Genomic DNA, 19,154 nt, shown 5'->3' on the forward strand with positions numbered 1-19,154 from the left:
TTTGAGGTTGTAGATGAAGCGACGCTGACGTAGTTTGAAGAGATTTTCTAAGAGTATTAAATGGCTAGGTCAAACTTCAACTGCGGCTTAACAGGGTCATAATCTACCAACTCAAAGTTCTCTGCTTTAATATCAAAGAAATTGGTCCCATCTGGAACATTCAAGACCAAACGAGGTTGGCAGTTTGACGGCTCCCGACGAAGCAATTCCTCTGCTTGTTCAAATTGATTGTCATAGATATGGAGGTTATTGATGAAGTAGAAGAACTTCCCAACCTTCCAGCCAAAATGTTTGGCAATCATCATCTGCAAAGCCACATACTGCATAGCGTTGATGTGGTGGGCCACCAGCATATCATTGGAGCGCTGGGTCAAGGTCGCATCCAGATAGATTTCCCCATCAACACGCCGAACATCAAACATGGTCTGAAAGGCGCACGGGAGCAGCCCATCTGTTTCTTCGAAAGCTTGGTAATCCCAGAGCGAAATAATATTGCGGCGGTTCCAAGGATTGGTTTCCAACTGTTTGAGAAGCTTATTGATAATGTCGTGTTTCTTAACAACGGCACCATAGCGCTCACCAATGGTTCCCGTGTCTCCAACTTCCCAGTCATTCCAGTAGTGAACATTGTACTTGTCATTAAGCACTTCTAAGCTATTTGACTGGTCTTGGTAAATCCAGAGAACTTCCTTGATGGCAGATTTGATAGCTATAGGACGCAAGGTTGTGATAGGAAATTCTCCTTTAGATAAGTCATATTCTGCAAAGGCTCCAGTTACGTACTTGGAGTTAGCAACGGTCCCATCCTTGTACTTAGGACGTGCTTGTTCGGAAAAGACACCGTCTTTGAGGATTCGTTCAATATTTTCTTTAAAGATTGTATCTGCTTTTGTCATTTACTCTCACCTCATTTAGTTCCTAACTAGTATAGCATAAAAAAGAAAAGAGGAACATTACTAACTCTAGGTTAGCATTTTTCTTCTTTTATTATTTTACTGCAATACAAGTGATGCTGCTCCGATAACCCCAGCGTCATTTCCTAGAGTTGCAAGAGCCAATTTTGTTGATGTGCGTACTTGTGGGAAACTATTTTCATCGTAAACTTTTTGAACACCTTGTAAAAGGAATTCTCCCGCAGCTGACACACCACCACCGATCACGATTGTTGATGGGTTCAGGATTGAACCGATGTTGGCACAAGCGATTCCCAAGTAACGTGAGAAGTTACGGTAAACAATCAAAGCAAGGTCATCTCCTTCTTTTGCAAGGTCAAAGACAGTCTTAGCAGTTACTTCTTCTCCGTTATCAATCAAGCGTTTCAAGGCTGCATCGCCTTCGTATTCATCCGCATAGCGACGAGTCAAATTGACAATCCCTGTTGCTGAAGCAACTGTCTCAAGGCAACCTTTCTTACCGCAAGTACATGCGATTGGTTGGTCAAAGTCAACAGTGATGTGGCCAAGCTCACCTGCTGCACCAGCAACACCATGAAGCAATTTGCCTTCAGCGACGATACCGCCACCAACACCTGTACCAAGTGTCATAAAGACAACATCTGGTTGGTTATCTCCAGCACCCATCCAGCGCTCACCAAGAGCTGCCACGTTGGCATCATTATCGATGAAGAATGGGATACCCAAGGCTTTTTCAATCTTTTCTTTAATTGGTTGAAGGGTTTTCCAGTTGAGGTTGTAGGCACCAATAACAGTCCCGTTTTCACGGTCAACCACACCTGGTGATCCCATCCCAATTCCTTGGAAGTCCGCTGCTGCCAATCCAAGCAAGTCCAAACGATGTTGAATAGACTCAATCATATCATCTACGATATGACTTCCCTCATCCAGAATGTTGGTCTTGATTGACCATTTTCCTTGGATTTCTCCTGCTGTTGTTAAGATTGCAAATTTGATAGAAGTTCCACCAAGGTCAATCCCAATAATCTTTTGACTCATCATACTCTCCTTTTTCATTGTCTAGTAATTGAAAATGCTTACAGTACTAGTATAACAAAATTCACTCATTTATGCAAAGGTTTGCATTTAGCTAATATAGATTTTTAATCCAGATAATCTCCACCATCAAATCCATAATATTCCTCCAGTGTCAAACCACTTGCAGCAATCTCTTTTGCTTCTTTTCCAATGTAACGTAAATGCCATTCCTCATGCATATAGCCTGTGACACTCTCTTTTCCACGGGGATAGCGAACAACAAAACCATAGTCTGGTGCATAATCCAATAACCATTGAGCCGCACCAGCATCTTCAACTAATTGACCATCTGTGCCAATAACATCAAAAGCAAGTCCTGTCTGATGTTCGCTATATCCAGGACGGGCGGAATAACGATCCGCAGCAGCCTGGCCCTCTTGGTTCACATAACTTTGATATAATTGTGCTTGAGTTGCATAACTTCTAAAGCCACTATAATTATCGCTAATAGCGTATCCTTCCTTCTGCATCTGTGCAATCAGTTTTAAAAAGGCTGCTTTTGCAGTAGCATTTTCACCTGGATAGTAATCTTTAGACATAGGATAATGTTTATTGGCAACTATGATTTCATCATACTTTCCTTGAAGGCTATAATAAGAACCTTTATTGCTTACTTTTGAATTAGCTTTCCACAAACCAGTCGCACCAACATAATAACGTCCACCATCAACCCATTCATTGACAGCCATTTTACCATCTGATTTTAGATAATAATTCCCTTGCCATGTATTATAAGCATAAGATCCATCTGATGTCAAATAATACCAAGTTTGGTAAGAAGAGTCATAAACCCATTCACCTTTAGCCATTTTACCATCTGATTTCAAATAATAGTTTCCTTGCCATGCACTATAAGCATAAGATCCATCTGATGTCAAATAATACCAAGCTTGATAAGAATCATCATAAACCCATTCACTTTTGGCCATCTTACCATCTGATTTCAAATAGTAATTTCCTTGCCATATACTATAAGCATAAGATCCATCTGATGTCAAATAATACCAAGCTTGATAAGAAGAGTCATAAATCCATTCACTCTGTGCCATTTTACCATCAGCTTTCAGGTAATAGTTTCCCTGCCATGCATTTTTCACTAGATTTCCATTTCCATCAAAATAGTACCAAGAACCGTCCTGCTTAACCCAACCACTTGCTGTGGATGAAGTTGTATCAGTTTGAGTTGTAGCCGCTTGTTTTGCTTTAAAAGCACCCTTAGGAGCATTTTTCAATTCGCAAGCCACACCGTCATGATCACGGTATAACTTGGCAGAATAACCGGGGTCTCCCTCATGAATATCCGCGTATCCATTCGCCCAAGCTTCCTTACAACTCGAAAAATGAATGTTTTCCTCTGCTAACACAGGTTGTGAAAACAAGGCTAAAATTGACAACGTCACCAGACTCATTTTTAAAAATAGACGTTTGTTCATTACTTTCTCCTCTAACGATGTCATCGATTTCACTATTATTTTATCAAACTTATTTCAGCAATTCAAGGAAACTTCTGGTCTTTTCTACAAACTCCTTTGGTTTTTCCTTATTCAAGACATGAGGGCCATCTGGGATAATCTGAAATTGGGATTCTGATATTAGTTTATGAAGACTTCTCATAGAACTAAGATTCGGTTTATCTTTGCTGCCACAAATTAGTAAGGTTGGATAGGGGCAATTCTCTGCTATATCCGTTAAGTCAAGTGTCTTCAATTCTTTGGAAATACCTATTATAAAAGTCTTGTCTGCTCCCTGTTTTTCAAATACTCTTTTGGGAAGTAGTTTAAAAATCAGCAACTGAAGATAAAATAGGATATTCCCTGCTAATTTAAGCGGGCATCCTGACAGAATCAAAGCTCGAAGATTTGGTGAATCGTAACTGGAAAGTTCTAGTGTCAGGGCAGCACCTAAGGACAATCCAATCAAAACAAAAGGTTCTGTCTCTTGAGCTAGGTGCTGATAAACTCGCTCTTTAGCTTGTTGATAGTTACTAACTCCAGAAGGAAATAACTCGATAGCCTCAGAAGGATAATCTGTCAGTAGATTCCGAACTTCTTTCCAAGACTCTGCTGACTGCCCTAACCCGTGCAAAAATATCAGTTTCATCTAATTCTCCTCTAGGTTTAATTCATACAAGCCTCTCACTACATTACAGCCATATATAGCCTCAGCTTGGGCTAAGTCTTTTAAAGTCAAGACTTTCTCTTCTACCTGTCCTGTTTCTAGTAAATACTGACGGTAAATTCCTGGCAAGATTCCAAGCCGGATAGGCGGTGTGTAGAGTTTTCCAGTGATTTTCAAAACCAAATTTCCTATAGAGGTTTCAAGCAGTTCTCCTGACTTATTGTGGTAAATGATCTCTTGTTCTCCTAGGTTCAAATGCGGTCTATGAGTGGTTTTAAAGTAGGTAAAGGATAGTTGCAAATTGGCTTCTTGCAGACAAAGTTTAGCCTGGCAGAACTGTGGACTAAGGGGTGTTAATACTTGACGATTGACTTCTATCTCTCCAGATTTGCTAAGGCTGATTCGCAAGCGGTAATCTTGATTAGCATCACAAGTCTGACACTCTTCTTCAATCTTTTGTCTCAAAATTTCTGGGTCAAAAGGAAAGGCAAAATATCGACTAGCTTTTATCAGTCTTTCCAGATGTTGTTCTTCAAACAGCAGTTGTTTTTGGCTGATTTTCCCAGTCGTAATCAGCTGAAAACGTGCTTGTTTACGATAGAGAACAGCCGCCTTTTGATGAACCTCGCGGTATTCAGATTCCCAAGTGCTATCCCATGTAATGCCTCCGCCAACTCCATAGATGGCTTGACCTTTGTGAAGTTGAATGGTACGAATGGCCACATTAAAAATCCGTCGTCCATTTGGAAGCAAGAGACCAATCGTTCCACAGTAGACTCCACGCGGTTGAGGCTCCAAGTCCTTGATAATCTCCATTGTCGCAATTTTCGGTGCACCCGTTATGGAACCACAAGGAAAGAGTGAGCGGAAGATTTCAACAAGGTCCACATCCTCTCGCAACTGACTCTTGATGGTCGAAGTCATCTGCCAAACAGTTGAATACTGCTCTACCTGACACAGACGCTCCACGTGCTCGCTCCCAACTTCAGAAATACGGTTCATATCATTGCGCAAGAGGTCCACAATCATCATATTTTCAGAGCGATTTTTGGGATCCTGTTCCAACCAACTGGCCTGTTCAAGATCTTCTTGGTCAGTTACCCCACGCTGAGTCGTCCCCTTCATTGGTCGTGTTGTCAACTCGCGATCATTTTGCTCAAAAAAGAGCTCTGGGCTCATGGAAATCACTGCCATCTCGTCATGTTCCACATAGGCATTGTAGCCCGCCTCCTGCTCTACCACCATACGATTGTAGATGGCAAAAGGATTGGCATTTAACTTTTGCTTAAGTTGGACGGTGTAGTTGACCTGATAGGTATCTCCCTGCCGTAAATGATGGTGAATTTGGGCAATGGCCTTTTCATAGTCTGCTGCAGACGTTACTTCCTGCCAATTTGAGGGCAAATCAATATCCTCATAAGTCAGAGGAATAGGGGAAGTTTCTACGCTATCATGAACAGTAAAATAAAGCAGGTACTCTCCCAGTAGGGGATCCTTGTGAACTGCTAATTTTTCCTCAAAAGCAGGTGCAGCCTCGTAGCTGACATACCCCACCACATAATAACCTTGCTCTTGGTAGCTTTCCACTTGTGCCAGCAAATCTGCCACTTCTTCTACATTTCTCGTTTTCAACTCTCTAATAGGCTTGGTAAAGGTATATCTCTCTCCTAAAGTCCTAAAATCAATCACTGTTTTTCTATGCATACCTTAAGTATAGCATAAAATAAGAAAACCCTCATCCGCAAAGCAGATGAGAGATTTCGATTATTTAAAGATTGAAGTTTTAAAGCTATTTGTTTGTTGAAGAAACTTCTTGAAGAGTTTTTCTTTAAGTGTCACTGTATTAGACATAGAAACAGATTTATTTCCATCTTTATCTGTCTTCAATGTCGCCTTATCTTTATCAACTGCTTCAGCAAATGCACGTTTCAAGTCTTCATAACTATTGTATATTGTACTATCAATTTCAATAGATTGAATTCCTTTTTTAGCTTTATCCACAACTTCTTCGAAGTAAGCTTTCTTCCAATCTTCTAGGTTGCTAAATTTACCATCAGAAACTTTCTTGATAATAAAATCATCACCTAGAGTAGCATGACCAGCTTTTTTAGACTCATTTTTCAGCATGTTAGAAGCATAATTTAGGAAGCCTTTTTCATATCCAAAGTAACCCCACATACGGAAGGTGTTATGCTTGAATGACATTGCTCCTGGAGCTCCTTCACTTGTGTTAGCACCATAGATACCAGCGGTAATTGGTACAGTTACATAGGCAGAGCCAAATCCAGTTGGGTCATAAGTACCATTACCAGGACCGTGTTTAGTCATGAAGTTCTTGTCTACTAGATCGTTAACAGAAGTCAAGTTATATTCTTTTTCTTCTGCATTCAGATCACGAACCTCGTCATACTGGTTCTTCGTATTAGCGTTACGTAGTTTTTTAGCAACTTTCTTAAACCAAGCGTTGTTTAAGTCTTTATTGTGTTTATCAAGAACTGCTTCACCTTCAAGGTAGTCAAGAAGCATTAGAGTATCGTTGAAACCTTTCATGTAATGATCGATTTCAGCGCGAGAAGTGAGGTCATTTGGATTTGTGTTGTACCATTGGTTTCCATCGTTTGGACGTTCGTAGGCCATGTTTAGACCTAATGCGCCATATTCTCCGTTTGGATTTGATACCGATGGCGTTTGTAACATCCCCTGAGCAAATGCTTCAAGATCTGTACCTTCACGGTGTCTTGAACCACCTAAGTAAACCATACGGTCATTTACGTGAGTTGTTTCATGAGTGAAGGCTGAGATACCGAAATCACTAATCATATCAGTAACCATGAAGAAGACTGAATCATCTTTATAAGGGTTACCGTAAATACGAGCTACAGCCCCCATACGCCAATCAGTGGCGTGGTAACGACCTGTTGGTCCGTATAATTCACGGATAGGTGCTACGTCTTTACCACTATTCGTATGTCCGTATTTATCTGTGCTGATTCCTTTATAGTTTTGGTTATCTAACACAGGAGTTGGAACCATGTTGTTGCTCTTAAGCAGTTGATTACGAACTTTATCTAATGATAAGCGAGACCAGAAGTCTAGGTAATTTTGTTGACCTTTAGCGACTTTATTGATTTCAGCTTTGAATGCTTCGCGTTCTTCTGCAGTATTCTTACCGTATTTTTCAAATGAACTGTAAGCCATAGTGTTATATGTTGAGATTAAGAACATATGTGCATCTTTCAGGTTAAGAAGTGGTAAAATCATCTTACCATGCATGTCATTGTTTAATCCCTCGTAGGCTCTGTGTTTCTTATCAGCAAATTCAGGTGTTGTAGTTTTAGGTTCAACAATATATACATTATCTTTAGTAGCTTTTATGAACCAATCGTTTAGGTTCGTATCTTCTGTGAATAGACGCATATTATAGTCTAAGAAACTGTTTAACTCGCCTATGCCGATAACTCCACCGATAGTTTCGCGATAAGCTTCTAAAGTTCTATCCCCTTTAACATTTCTTTCTTTAGAACCAATCTTAATCAAGAAGTCTAACACATTAACATTTTTACCATAAAAGTCAGGTTTGAATAGCATTAATTCTTTAATATTAAAGTCATCGAATTTAACACCGTAGTAACGATTTAGGTAAGCTAATCCAAGAAGAACAGCAGCCTTATTGTCATCAATCTTCTTGATCAAGGCGCGTTTAGCAGATTCATCTGTGTTTAATTGATGATCTTCATTTTCAAGCAACTGTTTCACAAATTTCGCCAGATTATCCTTGACTTCTTTGAAGGTTTCTTCGAGGTAAAGGTTCTTAATCGCATTTACTTTGTTAGGACCGGTTCTATTTAGGTGTGTGTAGATAGGATCTGATTGTAGCTCAACTGGGCTTAATTTTTCAACGATAGCATTGATAAGATCACTACGGTCTTTGTCAACTATATTAGGCGTATAGACAACTTCTCCGAGTTCAGCAATGCTGTACTCTTTCACTTGTTTGACATTAGATTCTTTCAGCGAAACAGTAAAGATGTCTTTGGTCTTATCAGCATAGTGCACCAAAATGTGGTCAGCATCAGCCAATTCTGTTACAAAGGCATTGCCCTTCATAGCAGTAACTGATAGGACTTCCTTGGTCATAAGATGACTATCAGCAGCTAATTTATTTCCTTGGTTTACAATCCATTCTTTATTGTAGAACGGTTGAAGTTTTTCGATATTACGGTAGGCAAGTTCACGAGATGCATCATAATCTTGAGTATCTTTATAAGTATCAGCTTTTTGCCTGATGTTGTTAAGTGAATCTTCAACAAGAGGGGCAATTTCGAATTTATCAGCAGTGATTCCCATTGCTTCAATCTTCTTGTCAGCTTCTTCTTGTGAGATGCTAGGAATCTTACGAGAATTGTTGTATGATTTATTACCCTCACTTACACCCTCAACACTGAAGTTACGTTTTGTTCTTGAATAGGTGAAGTAATCATCAGCATCAATATCCGAGTGACCGAACACCATTTCCCCAGTTTTGACTTTCATCATGGTGATGTTGTCTTCAATAGCACCCAAGGCCCAGTTAGTACCAAGCAAGCCACCTGATTGAACGGCTTCTTTCAGCTCGATAGAACCTTTAGCAACTGAATTTCTGAGAACACCTTCTCTACCCAGTGTATGGTTATTTCCACCATTTTGAGAAGAATAAACCAATCCTGCAGCTTTTGCTTTATTACCAGTAATTTCAGCATCAACGTAAGCTTTTTCTACGATACCTTTCCAGTTTTCACCTAGAACACCTGCTAAGTACCAACCTTTGTTTCCAGCAGCGTGAATTTTACCGATAAAGGCAACATTACTTACCTTACCACTACCATCAATTTTATTGATAATACCAGCTACATCGTTGCCCCCGACAACATTACCTGTTACTTTAACATTTTCAACAGTTGAATTATTTTTGATAACACCTGCGATTGGTGCTACTCGATTAAATCCAGGCATGTCAATGTTGACATCTTCAAGTAAGAGATTCTTAACAGTACCACCTTCAATGTTACCAAACAATGGTCTCGTAATGTTATGGATGGCAAATTTATTACCTTCTGTACTTTCCAATGTTCCCTTGAAGGCATTGGTTACATAAGATTTGCCAGCTGGTTGAACGTTACTTGCATTCATACTACTACCGAGCTTAAAGGTCCCAGTAGGATTGTCCTGCATATCTTTTACAAGCTCATTGAAGTTGTAGTAAACATTACCTTCTTTTGCTTTTTGTTTTTCAAAGTAATGAACATACTCTTCGCTAAGTGTGTTATCAGCATTACGTTGAACTAAGTCTGGTGCTTTGGCAGTAACTTTATATAAAGTTTTTCCGTCTTTTTCTACTTCTTCAATCTTGTCAACAGCAAGTCTTGTAACTTTGTTGTCATGAGTTGTAACTCGTAGGTAAAGTGAAGCAACATTCGTTGGTTTTTCTGAAAGTAAACTTGAGTCAGTTTCAACACCTTCATCGTCAACACTTATTAGACTTGTTTCTTTAATATTTTTAATTTCAACTTTTTTAAGATCTAATTGAATTGGTTGATCTTCTAATGTTTCAGTTTCTTCTTGACCATTACCTCTATCATAAACCATAGTAGTAGATAGAGTATACTCTTTGAAGTATTCTACATTGTCTAATAACGCATTTAGATTATTTTCTGTTAGATTCACAGTCTTAACAACTTGTCCATCTTTTTTCAGGGTAGCTGTGATTGATTTGATTTTAGCTTTAGTAGGATTTTCTAGAGAATACTTAGCAACTACTTCTTTATCTAATACTTTCTTATCAGTATTTACAAATGTTAATACTGGTTTTGCAGATAATGGAACTAAGTTTTTGATAGCTTCTTCTAATCTTCTAGTAGCTTCATCTACTTTACTTTGAGTAGCAGTTTTATCTGTATTTACAGATTTTGCTGCTGTAAGAGTGTCTTCTAAAGATTTCCATGTTTGAGTAGTGTATTCTTCTTTACGTTTGCTGTTAGCTGTGTTAATAGCCGTTTGTAATGCAGTTTTATCTACAGCAAGAGCTTTAATAGCGTCTTGAAGAGCTTGAGTAGTCGCATCTATTTTACTTTGTTTAGGAAGTGGAGTAGTTTGGTTGTTGATTTCTTTAGCTTTTATTTCAGCTTTTTTAAATTCATTCCAAGTATTAGGGCTATAGTCAGCTTCTCGTTTAATTTCTGCATCTTTTATTTGTTCTTGTAATTTTGTTTTATCAACAGTAAGAGCATCGATAGCAGATTTCAGTTTTTTAGCAGCATCATCGATTTGAGCCTGAGTAGCAGTAGCGTTATCTTCTACAGCTTGAGCGGCATTTTTTGCCTCTTCTAGAGCGCTCCAAGATACAGTACTGTAGTCAGTAGCAGTCTTAGACTGAGCATCAGCAAGTTGTTTTTCAAGTTCAGTCTTATCTGTAGTTAAATCAGTGATAGCCGCTTTCAGTTTTTTAGCAGCTTCGTCGATTTGAGCTTGAGTAGCCTTATTGTTGTCTTTTACAGTTTGAGCGACATTTTTCGATTCTTCTAGAGCATTCCAAGATGTAGTGCTGTAGTCCGCTGCAGTTTTAGACTTAACATCAGCAAGTTGTTTTTCAAGTTCAGTCTTATCTGTATTTAAACCAGCGATAGCAGCTTTCAGTTTTTCGTCAATGTGATTTACTTCGCTTTGTTTTGTTGCTGGGTTGCTTGTAACTTTTTCAGCTTCAGCTAGTACAGTTTGAAGATTTGCCCAAGTTGCATCGCTGTAGTGTTCTTTAGTTTTTGATTTCGCATCAGAGATAGTTTTGTTTAAGTCTGTTTTATCAACGCTTAGAGCGTCAATAGCAGCTTTAAGTTTTTTAGTAGCTTCGTCGATTTGAGCTTGAGTAGAGGTAGCCTTATCTTTTACAGTTTGAGCGGCATTTTTCGATTCTTCTAGAGTGTTCCAAGATGTAGTACTGTGGTCAGCTTGAGTTTTTTCGTTTACAAGATTCAGTTGTTTTTCAAGTTCAGTCTTATCTGTATTTAATCCAGCAATAGCGGATTTAAGTTTTTCGTCAATGTGATTAACTTCGCTTTGTTTTGCTTCTGGTTTGCTTGTAACTTTTTTCGCTTCGGCTAATACATTTTGAAGGTTTGTCCAAGATGCATCACTGTAGTGCTCTTTAGTTTTTGATTTCGCATCTTCGATAGTTTTGTTTAAGTCTGTTTTATCAACAGTAAGAGCGTCGATAGCATCTTTAAGTTTAGCTGTCTCGCTATCTACTTCAGGTTGTTTTACAGAGTCAGAAGCATATACACCTTTTGCAGCTTCTAAAACAGATCCAAGAGCATTGTAACTTGCTGTAGAATAATCAGTAGGAGAAACTGAACTAGCTTTATCAATTTGATTCTTTAACTCACTTTTATCAACTGGTTCTTTAGTACCAACACCCTTTATTTCATCTACTGGATTGGTTGTTATTGTATCCTCTAGTACTTTACTGGACTGTCTACCATCAGTAGTAGTGACTTCAGTTAAAATAGTGCGTTCGCCAGCAACACCTTCTCGAATAACCCTTGTTTTTCCCTTAGCGAGGTTCTCATCATCTTGCTCAACTGTCTTAAAAGGCACAGGCTCTTTAGTTACTATAACTTCAGACTTAACCTCTATTACATTTAACACACCTTCTTCAGGAGTTGTTTTATGTTCTACTGCTGGCTGTTCTACTTTTGTTTCTTCATTCTGATGTTCTGCTGGTTGAGCAGCTGGTGAAGTTTCTGTTGGTTGACTTTCTGGTTCAACTTGAGCTTCTACTAGTTGTTCTTCTTGTTTCGGTATTTCTTCCGCAGTCTTCTCTTCTTTAGAAGCTTCTGGTTGCTTTTCTGGCGCGACTGGTGCCTTTTCGCCTTCACTTGGCGCGACTGGTTCACCTGCTTGTTCAACTTTTGGTTCCTCAGCTGGTTCCGTTTGTTTTTCTACAGCAGGCGTTTCCACTTTTAGTTCTTCAACAGGTTGATTAGAAGCCTCATCTCTTGTTTCTACTACTTCTGGCTGTGCATCTTCTTGTTTCGGTGTCTCTTCCGATACCTTATCCTCTTTAGGATCTTCTGGTTGTGATGATTCTTTTGGTATCCTTGGCTGCTCCGGTTGTGTAGGTTGCACGGGTTGTTCTGGGACTTTTGGTTGTTCTACTGGAGTTGCAACTTTTGATTCCTCAGCTGGTTTGTCTGATGGTTGACTTTCCGATTTGACTGGTGCTGGTTCTGCTGAATCTTCTTTCCCCTCTTCTACTTTAGGAAGGGTTTCGTCAGTAGGTTTTACCTCCGATTTAGGTTCTTGTTCTTCCTTTGGATTTTCTTCTGTTTTAGGAGCTTCCTCTGTCTCTACTGCTCGGTTTTCTGGCTTATCTTGCTCCTGATTTGTTGTTACTTGGGGATTCTCAACTTCGACCACAGTTACCTCTTCAGGTTTAGCTGAGTCTTCTTCTAAAACAGTGTCCAAGCCAAGCGTTTTGAGGATGTCACCTGATAGATAACCAACATAACGATAACCCTCCATTTCAACAACACCCTCTCGACTAGCCGGTGCTAGAGTAGCAACTGGATCTACAGCTCCTGCACTAGGAAGGACTACCAATCCCATAGCTCCAACTAGAAAGACGCTGGCAATTTTCTTTCTCTTGTAGATTAAAAGCAAGCTCCCAACAGTCAGCAAACCAAAAGCTGTCAAAACAGATGCTTCTGTCCCTGTTTGTGGCAGCTGATTTTTTTGATACACCAAACCATAAACAAGTTCATTTCCATCAGGCTTTCCTGTCTGGATTAAATCTTTAGCTTCTTGTGAAATAACCTCTTTATCTACATAGTGATAGGTGGCTGCGTCCACTACAGAAGAAGCCATCAAAAGGCTTCCAAGAAATACAGAACCTACAACTCCCTTAATCTTACGAATTGAAAAACGGTCTTTTTTAAACACTTTCATCTCCTTTATTTATTCTCACGACTTTCTGATAGAATCTTGCGGATAGTGCGCACGCGCACCTCCGATTAATTTTGGACGACTAGCCAGCGCCGTTACATGGGCATGACCAATCTCTCTCAAAAGAGGGCGAATCGGAACCTGAACATGCTTGACATGCATACCAATTGCAGTATCTCCGATATCCAATCCAGCATGAGCCTTGATAAATTCAACCTCAACTGGATCTTGCATAAACTTAAAGGCTGCCAATTGACCTGAACCTCCTGCATGGAGAGTAGGAAGGACACTGACGATTTCCAGACCAAACTGCTCTGCCACCTGACGTTCAACGACGAGAACCCGATTGACATGCTCACAGCCTTGAACAGCTAGATGAATTCTTTTTTCTTCTAGGAGATCTAGGATGGTCTTCACAATGATTTCGCCAATTTCTTGGCTGGATTCCTTGCCAATCTGACCACCTATCACTTCACTAGAGGAAAGACCCAAAACAAAGATAGATCCTTGCTTCAAATTGGCCTTTTCTAAAACATCTTTCACTATCTGACGTGTTTCTCTTTGAATCTGTGTCTCGTTCATCTCTGCTACCTCTTTTGTCACTATCTATCATACCGTTTTTTCTTGTTTTTAGCAAGATAGACGACCTGGAAAGCTTGCCCAATTACGCATAAAACTCCCAGAATTGACTGGGAGTTAACTAGTTTCTATTCTATTTATGTATATTTCAACCGTCGTTCCTTTGTCGGGTGCAGAATCAATCTTCATCTGGTAATGTTCTCCAAAATGAAGTTTGAGACGCTGATCGACATTTTGAAGACCAACTCCCCCACGTTTGAGTTGACTTTGACTACTATCACCAGCATCTTGGAAGCCAACTCCATCATCCTCAATGCGGATGACCAATCCTGAATCCTGTTTCTGAACAGAAACTCTAATATGTCCCTGACCTTCCTTCTCCTTGATACCATGGTAAAGAGCATTTTCCACCAGAGGTTGCAAAACCAACTTGGGCAAGACTAGGTTATCAAAGGCAGGATTTTCAGCAATCTCGTATTCCAGCTTATCTCCATAGCGTTGTTTCTGGATAAAGAGATACTGGCGGACATGATTGATTTCGTCAGACAGGGAAATCAAGTCCTTGCCTTGATTGAGCGCCAAGCGGAAATAGGTTGCCAAGGACTTGGTCACCTGAACCACTCGCTGACTGTCCTGAAATTCAGCCATCCAGATGATGGTATCCAAGGTGTTATAGAGGAAATGGGGGTTAATCTGGCTTGATAGGGCTTGAAGTTGGTACTGACGGGTCGTTTCTTCCTGGCTACGAATAGCTACCATCAACTGATTAATCTGATCCAACATGGCATTAAATTGGCGAGTTACTTCTCTCAGTTCATAGGCACCAACTTCCTTGGCACGAAGATTTTGAGCACCAGAAGCAATTTCCAACATGGTTTCTCTCAAGTCCCTTAAAGGAGCAATCCAGCGTTTGAGACTTAACCAAACCAAGAAGAGACAGACAAGAAGAGATGTGACACTTGCCCCAAGCAAGGTCCACATGAATTGACTCCGAACCTGGTCTAACTTCTCCAGCGAAGACACGCCAAGCACCGTCCAATCAGTTCCTGCAATCTTTTCCTGACTGACGTAGGATTGGTGATCTAGCGTATAGCCCTGACCTGTCTCGATATAGGGTTTCATGGCCTCCATTTCGCTAGACGAACTATAAACTGTGTGTTGAGGATGGTAGACAAATTCATGGTTTTCATTGATAATGAAGGCAAAGCCCTGCTGCCCCAACTGGAGTTGGTTGAGATAGGCTTCCAGAGTTTCGTAGGAAATATCCAAGCGAAGCACGCCAAGATTGCCCCCCTTTGCATCAAGAAGTTCTTGAGTGACAGAAATGACCCATTGACTATCTGATTTACGAGCTGGAGTCAAAACGGGCATGGCTCCCTGATGAATGGCCTTTTGGTACCAATCCTCAGCCATCATATCTGAAGAAGTTTTCATCTGAACACTGTCATCTGTAGAAATGACCTGACCAGATTTGGTCACCAAAACCACTGCTTTCAAGTCCTGGTCTGCCTTTAAGATGGTCAAAAATAGATCTCGGATTCCCTTGACCTTATCTTGACTGGGATTCTCAGCATAGGCTAGGACATCCGTCTGCTGGGTCAAACCGGTCGAGGTGGTTTCTAATTTTTTAATATAAGACTGAATAAAGTGGCTAGTCTGGCTGATGGTCGTTTGGCTATTGCCTTCAATGGTGGCCTCAATGGCTGAAGAACTTGATTGATAGTAGAAAGTTCCAACCAGAGCTAGGAGAATGAGAAAGACCAGAAAGATGGAAATAACCATTCTAACTAAAAGAGAAGAACGCTTCATCGGTCTTCTCCCTTCTTAAACTGACGAGGTGTCACACCTGCAATCTGCTTAAAACGTTGGGTAAAATAGTTCATATCTTCAAAACCAACCTTCTCTGCGATCTCATAAATCTTCAGATCTGTAGTTAAAAGCAAGAGCTTGGCTTGTTTAACACGTTCTCTCACCAGATAATCCTGAAAAGGCAAGCCCAACTCTTTCTTAATCAAGGAACTCAGATAGGTCGGACTAAAACCTAAGTCACTGGCTAAAGACTTTAAACTAAATTGGCTATCAGCCAGATGAGACTGGATTTTCTGGGCCATGTTTCCTTCAAACCTATTAGTCAATAAATCTTGTAACTGCTCTTCTTTCTCTTCCTTGTCTAGTTTTTGTTTGATTTTCCCCAACATTTCCTCAATATCCTGACGAGAAAAGGGTTTGAGCAGGTAGTCGTCCACACCTAGTTTGACAGCAGACAAGGCATAATCAAAATCATCGTAACCTGTTAAAAAGACCAAATGAACCTGAGGATAGGTTTCTCGTACCAGACTGGCCAACTGGATGCCATTTAGATGAGGCATGTTGATATCGGTTAAAATGATATCTGGCACCTGCTTTTGGATCAATTCCCAAGCCTGCCTTCCATTTTCAGCCTGACCGATGATTTCCATATCGTAGGCTGCTACATTGACCAACTTGGTCAAGCCCTGTCTTACCAGATATTCATCTTCTACGATTAAGATTGTATAGGTCATGCTTCTCTCCTTTACCACTTACTAGTATCAGTATAGCAAAATTCTCCTCTCACTGCTTAGGAAAGACTTCTTATACTCAATGAAAATCAAAAAGTAAACTAGGAAGCTAGCCACAGGTTGCTCAAAGTACCGCTTTGAGGTTGTGGATAGAGAGACTGGGCAAAAAGTCTTTTAAATTAGAGAACGCATAGTATCAGGTATTAAAAATCCTTGATATTATGTGTTTTATTGTTAGAAAATTTGCTTTATTTTCTCCTCAAATTGAGTTTTTGCTCCGTCTCAACCCTACCCACGGTAAGGCGACGCTGACGTGGTTTAAAGCGATTTTCGAAGAGTATTAATCAACATAATCTAGTAAATAAGCGTAGCCTTTTTCTTCCATTTGGTCTTTGGGAATAAAGCGGATAGAGAGGCTATTGATACAGTAACGTAAGCCGCCCTTGTCCTGTGGACCATCCGTAAAGACATGCCCAAGGTGAGAATCTCCTACTCGGCTCCGCACTTCCATACGCGTCATATTGTAGGACTTATCTTCCTTGTAGGTGACAACATCTGGACTGATGGGTTGGGTAAAACTAGGCCAGCCACAACCAGACTCAAACTTGTCCTTTGATGAAAAGAGAGGTTCGCCAGTTACCACATCCACATAGATACCAGATTCAAATTTATCCCAGTAGCGGTTTGAGAAAGCCCGTTCTGTTTGATTTTTTTGGGTGACTGCATACTCCTCAGGTGACAGGGTCTTTTTCAATTCTTCATCACTTGGTTTGGAATATTTGCTGGCATCAATGACAGGATAGGCCGCCTGATTAACATTGATATGGCAGTAGCCATTTGGATTTTTCTTGAGATAGTCTTGGTGGTAATCCTCAGCCACTACGAAATTCTGCAGACTCTCCTTTTCAACTGCTAGAGGCTGATCGTACTTCTTAGCCACCTCATCAAAGACTTGGTTAATCACCTCTAGATCCTTGTCATCTGTGTAGTAAACACCGGTACGGTACTGGGTTCCCACATCATTTCCTTGTTTATTCTTACTGGTTGGATTGATAATGCGGAAATAGTGAAGCAGGATTTCCTTGAGAGAAATTTGATTGGCGTCATAGGTGACATGAACAGTCTCCGCATGACCTGTTTGGTTAATCAATTCGTACTTGGTTGTTTCCCCTCTACCATTTGCATAGCCTGAAACGGAATCTGTTACCCCAGGAACTCGAGAAAAATACTCCTCAACTCCCCAGAAACAACCACCAGCTAGATAAATTTCGTGCAAATCTGCATCTTTACTAACTTCTGTTTTTTTCACTGTTTTTCCTCCTTGGCTAACTGCCGCTTTCTCAATTTGCGAGGCATCTGTCTGCCCTGCATTTCTCATCAATAGAAAATAGAAACCGGTTATGGCTAGAAAAAATACTCCTAGCAACATGATGATTTTTAACTTATCATTCATAGGACACCTCCTAGGCTAATTCCTTCAAAGTTTGTAAAATTGCATCTTTTTCCATGAAACCTGGTTGCGTTTTGACCAATTTTCCTTCACCATCTATAAAGGCTTGAGTTGGGTAAGAACGGACGCCATAAGTTTCCAAAAGTTTGCCTGATGGGTCAACTAGGACTGGGAAATTTTTATAATCTAAGCCCTTATACCAATTCTTAAAGTCCGCTTCAGATTGCTCCCCCTTATGTCCTGGTGACACTACTGTCAAGACCACATAGTCGTCGCCAGCTTCTTTAGCAATTTCATCCGTATCTGGAAGACTAGCCAGACAGATGGAACACCAAGAAGCCCAGAATTTGAGATAGACTTTCTTGCCCTTGTAATCAGACAAGCGGTAGGTCTTGCCATCTACTCCCATCAATTCAAAATCAGCCACCTCTTTCCCTTTAGCTGCGCTTGTTTTACTAGCTGTCTGCTCCGTCTTCATTTCATCTTTCGTTTGGTGTTCACTAGTCATGGACTTGCCTGAACAAGCCGTCAAACAAAGGAGCGAACCTGCTCCAAGAACACATGTTTGCCATTTTTTCATATTGATATTCCTTTCCATTTTATTCAAATAATTGACTTAAAATTGAAGCATTTCCAAACAGAACCAAGAGTCCCATCACAATAATGAGAAAACCACCCACTTTTTTGAGGATTCCGAGATAGGGATGAAGTTTTCGGAAATGTTTCAAAACATAACTAGAGGTCAGAGCTAGAAGCAAGAATGGTAGCGCCAAGCCCAACGTGTACACCAACATGAGACCCGCTCCCTGCCAAGCACCTGAGCCACCTGAAGCCGCCAAGGCCAAAACAGAGCCAAGAACCGGCCCCACACAAGGCGTCCAAGCAAAACTAAAGGTCAAGCCCAATAAAAATGCCTGACTATAGCCCTTACCATTTTGCCCCTGTCCTTGCAGTTGTAACCTCTTTTCCTTATAAAGCCCCTTAAAGTGTAGAATCTCCATCTGGTGCAAGCCTAAGAGAATGATAACCGCACCCGTCACATATTGAAACCAAGAAGCATAAAGCAAGTCGCCTAAAAAACCAGCTCCATAGCCCAACAAAATAAATATAAAGGAAATTCCTGCTATAAAGGCCAGCGTTCGTAATAAACTAACAACTGAGATGGAAAATTTGCCACTAGAAGCCTGAGCACTATCCTTATCATCTAGTAACACCCCTGCATAGACTGGTAACAAGGGTAAGATACAAGGAGAAAAGAAGGATAGAATCCCTGCCAAAAAGACACTTAGAAAAAAGAAAATATGACCCATAAAGTTCCTCCTATCATTTTATTGATAGATTTATTATACTCCTTCCATTTTCGAAAAAACAGGGACAATGATAGGGAAAAATAGGAATTTAATCAGATGATTTAGAAATCTTGGACAAAAACTATACAAAAACTGTCAAAGCACAAAAGCGCATAGTATCAAGGCTTTATAGAACCTTGATACTATGCGCTTT

11 protein-coding genes and 2 pseudogenes are annotated in these 19,154 nt (G+C 40.3%); all 13 read right to left on the minus strand.

Annotated features, from left to right (window positions below; translation table 11 throughout):
- Window positions 1–56: 56 nt before the first annotated feature.
- The 13 genes and pseudogenes from HT723_RS10170 to ccdA2 all read right to left on the minus strand — a co-directional run bounded on the left by HT723_RS10170 (window position 57) and on the right by ccdA2 (window position 18,961).
- Window positions 57–896, minus strand: a complete 840-nt coding sequence (locus HT723_RS10170; RefSeq protein ID WP_138705088.1) for a thymidylate synthase — start codon at window positions 894–896, stop codon at window positions 57–59.
- 96 nt (window positions 897–992) lie between these two features.
- Window positions 993–1,952, minus strand: coding sequence for an ROK family glucokinase (locus HT723_RS10175; protein ID WP_138705087.1), 960 nt, complete (start codon window positions 1,950–1,952; stop codon window positions 993–995).
- Window positions 1,953–2,056: 104 nt separating this feature from the next.
- Window positions 2,057–2,611 (minus strand): annotated as a pseudogene (ldcB, locus tag HT723_RS11850) (LD-carboxypeptidase LdcB/DacB); the annotation flags it as partial.
- Between the two features lie 6 nt (window positions 2,612–2,617).
- A pseudogene (locus HT723_RS11855) lies at window positions 2,618–3,424 on the minus strand (N-acetylmuramoyl-L-alanine amidase family protein); the annotation flags it as partial.
- Between the two features lie 49 nt (window positions 3,425–3,473).
- Window positions 3,474–4,091, minus strand: coding sequence for an alpha/beta hydrolase (locus HT723_RS10185; protein WP_138705085.1), 618 nt, complete (start codon window positions 4,089–4,091; stop codon window positions 3,474–3,476).
- Window positions 4,092–5,813, minus strand: coding sequence for an aminodeoxychorismate synthase component I (pabB, locus tag HT723_RS10190; protein ID WP_000554852.1), 1,722 nt, complete (start codon window positions 5,811–5,813; stop codon window positions 4,092–4,094).
- A 60-nt stretch (window positions 5,814–5,873) separates the two neighbouring features.
- Window positions 5,874–13,079, minus strand: coding sequence for a ZmpA/ZmpB/ZmpC family metallo-endopeptidase (locus HT723_RS10195; protein ID WP_172935143.1), 7,206 nt, complete (start codon window positions 13,077–13,079; stop codon window positions 5,874–5,876).
- A gap of 21 nt (window positions 13,080–13,100) precedes the next feature.
- A complete protein-coding gene (locus tag HT723_RS10200) occupies window positions 13,101–13,664 on the minus strand; it encodes a TIGR01440 family protein (RefSeq protein WP_031222745.1) in 564 nt (187 codons plus the stop codon).
- A 114-nt stretch (window positions 13,665–13,778) separates the two neighbouring features.
- Window positions 13,779–15,470: a sensor histidine kinase gene (locus HT723_RS10205; protein ID WP_119946521.1), complete on the minus strand. Its 1,692-nt coding sequence runs from the start codon at window positions 15,468–15,470 to the stop codon at window positions 13,779–13,781.
- Window positions 15,467–16,204 carry a response regulator transcription factor gene (locus tag HT723_RS10210; RefSeq protein ID WP_000222616.1) on the minus strand — a complete coding sequence of 246 codons (738 nt, stop codon included), beginning with the start codon at window positions 16,202–16,204 and terminating at the stop codon, window positions 15,467–15,469. Before HT723_RS10210 ends, HT723_RS10205 begins: the two co-directional genes overlap by 4 nt.
- Window positions 16,205–16,541: 337 nt before the next feature.
- Window positions 16,542–17,654 carry a peptide-methionine (R)-S-oxide reductase MsrB gene (gene msrB, locus HT723_RS10215; protein ID WP_050207717.1) on the minus strand — a complete coding sequence of 371 codons (1,113 nt, stop codon included), beginning with the start codon at window positions 17,652–17,654 and terminating at the stop codon, window positions 16,542–16,544.
- 10 nt (window positions 17,655–17,664) lie between these two features.
- Complete coding sequence (locus tag HT723_RS10220) at window positions 17,665–18,231, minus strand: redoxin family protein (protein ID WP_000759276.1); 567 nt, start codon at window positions 18,229–18,231, stop codon at window positions 17,665–17,667.
- A gap of 19 nt (window positions 18,232–18,250) precedes the next feature.
- Entirely contained in the window at window positions 18,251–18,961 is a 711-nt protein-coding gene (gene ccdA2, locus HT723_RS10225; protein ID WP_000509841.1) for a thiol-disulfide oxidoreductase-associated membrane protein CcdA2, read from the minus strand.
- Window positions 18,962–19,154: the final 193 nt, after the last annotated feature.

Source organism: Streptococcus sp. 2106, from assembly GCF_013277315.1.
Taxonomy (GTDB): domain Bacteria; phylum Bacillota; class Bacilli; order Lactobacillales; family Streptococcaceae; genus Streptococcus; species Streptococcus pseudopneumoniae.

Excerpts from the sequence above, each read along its gene's own strand:
- HT723_RS10170 (WP_138705088.1), bottom strand. The coding sequence starts at position 896 with ATGACAAAAGCAGATACAATCTTTAAAGAAAATATTGAACGAATCCTC.
- HT723_RS10175 (WP_138705087.1), bottom strand. The coding sequence starts at position 1,952 with ATGAGTCAAAAGATTATTGGGATTGACCTTGGTGGAACTTCTATCAAA.
- HT723_RS10185 (WP_138705085.1), bottom strand. The coding sequence starts at position 4,091 with ATGAAACTGATATTTTTGCACGGGTTAGGGCAGTCAGCAGAGTCTTGG.
- pabB (WP_000554852.1), bottom strand. The coding sequence starts at position 5,813 with ATGCATAGAAAAACAGTGATTGATTTTAGGACTTTAGGAGAGAGATAT.
- HT723_RS10200 (WP_031222745.1), bottom strand. The coding sequence starts at position 13,664 with ATGAACGAGACACAGATTCAAAGAGAAACACGTCAGATAGTGAAAGAT.
- HT723_RS10205 (WP_119946521.1), bottom strand. The coding sequence starts at position 15,470 with ATGAAGCGTTCTTCTCTTTTAGTTAGAATGGTTATTTCCATCTTTCTG.
- HT723_RS10210 (WP_000222616.1), bottom strand. The coding sequence starts at position 16,204 with ATGACCTATACAATCTTAATCGTAGAAGATGAATATCTGGTAAGACAG.
- msrB (WP_050207717.1), bottom strand. The coding sequence starts at position 17,654 with ATGAATGATAAGTTAAAAATCATCATGTTGCTAGGAGTATTTTTTCTA.
- HT723_RS10220 (WP_000759276.1), bottom strand. The coding sequence starts at position 18,231 with ATGAAAAAATGGCAAACATGTGTTCTTGGAGCAGGTTCGCTCCTTTGT.
- ccdA2 (WP_000509841.1), bottom strand. The coding sequence starts at position 18,961 with ATGGGTCATATTTTCTTTTTTCTAAGTGTCTTTTTGGCAGGGATTCTA.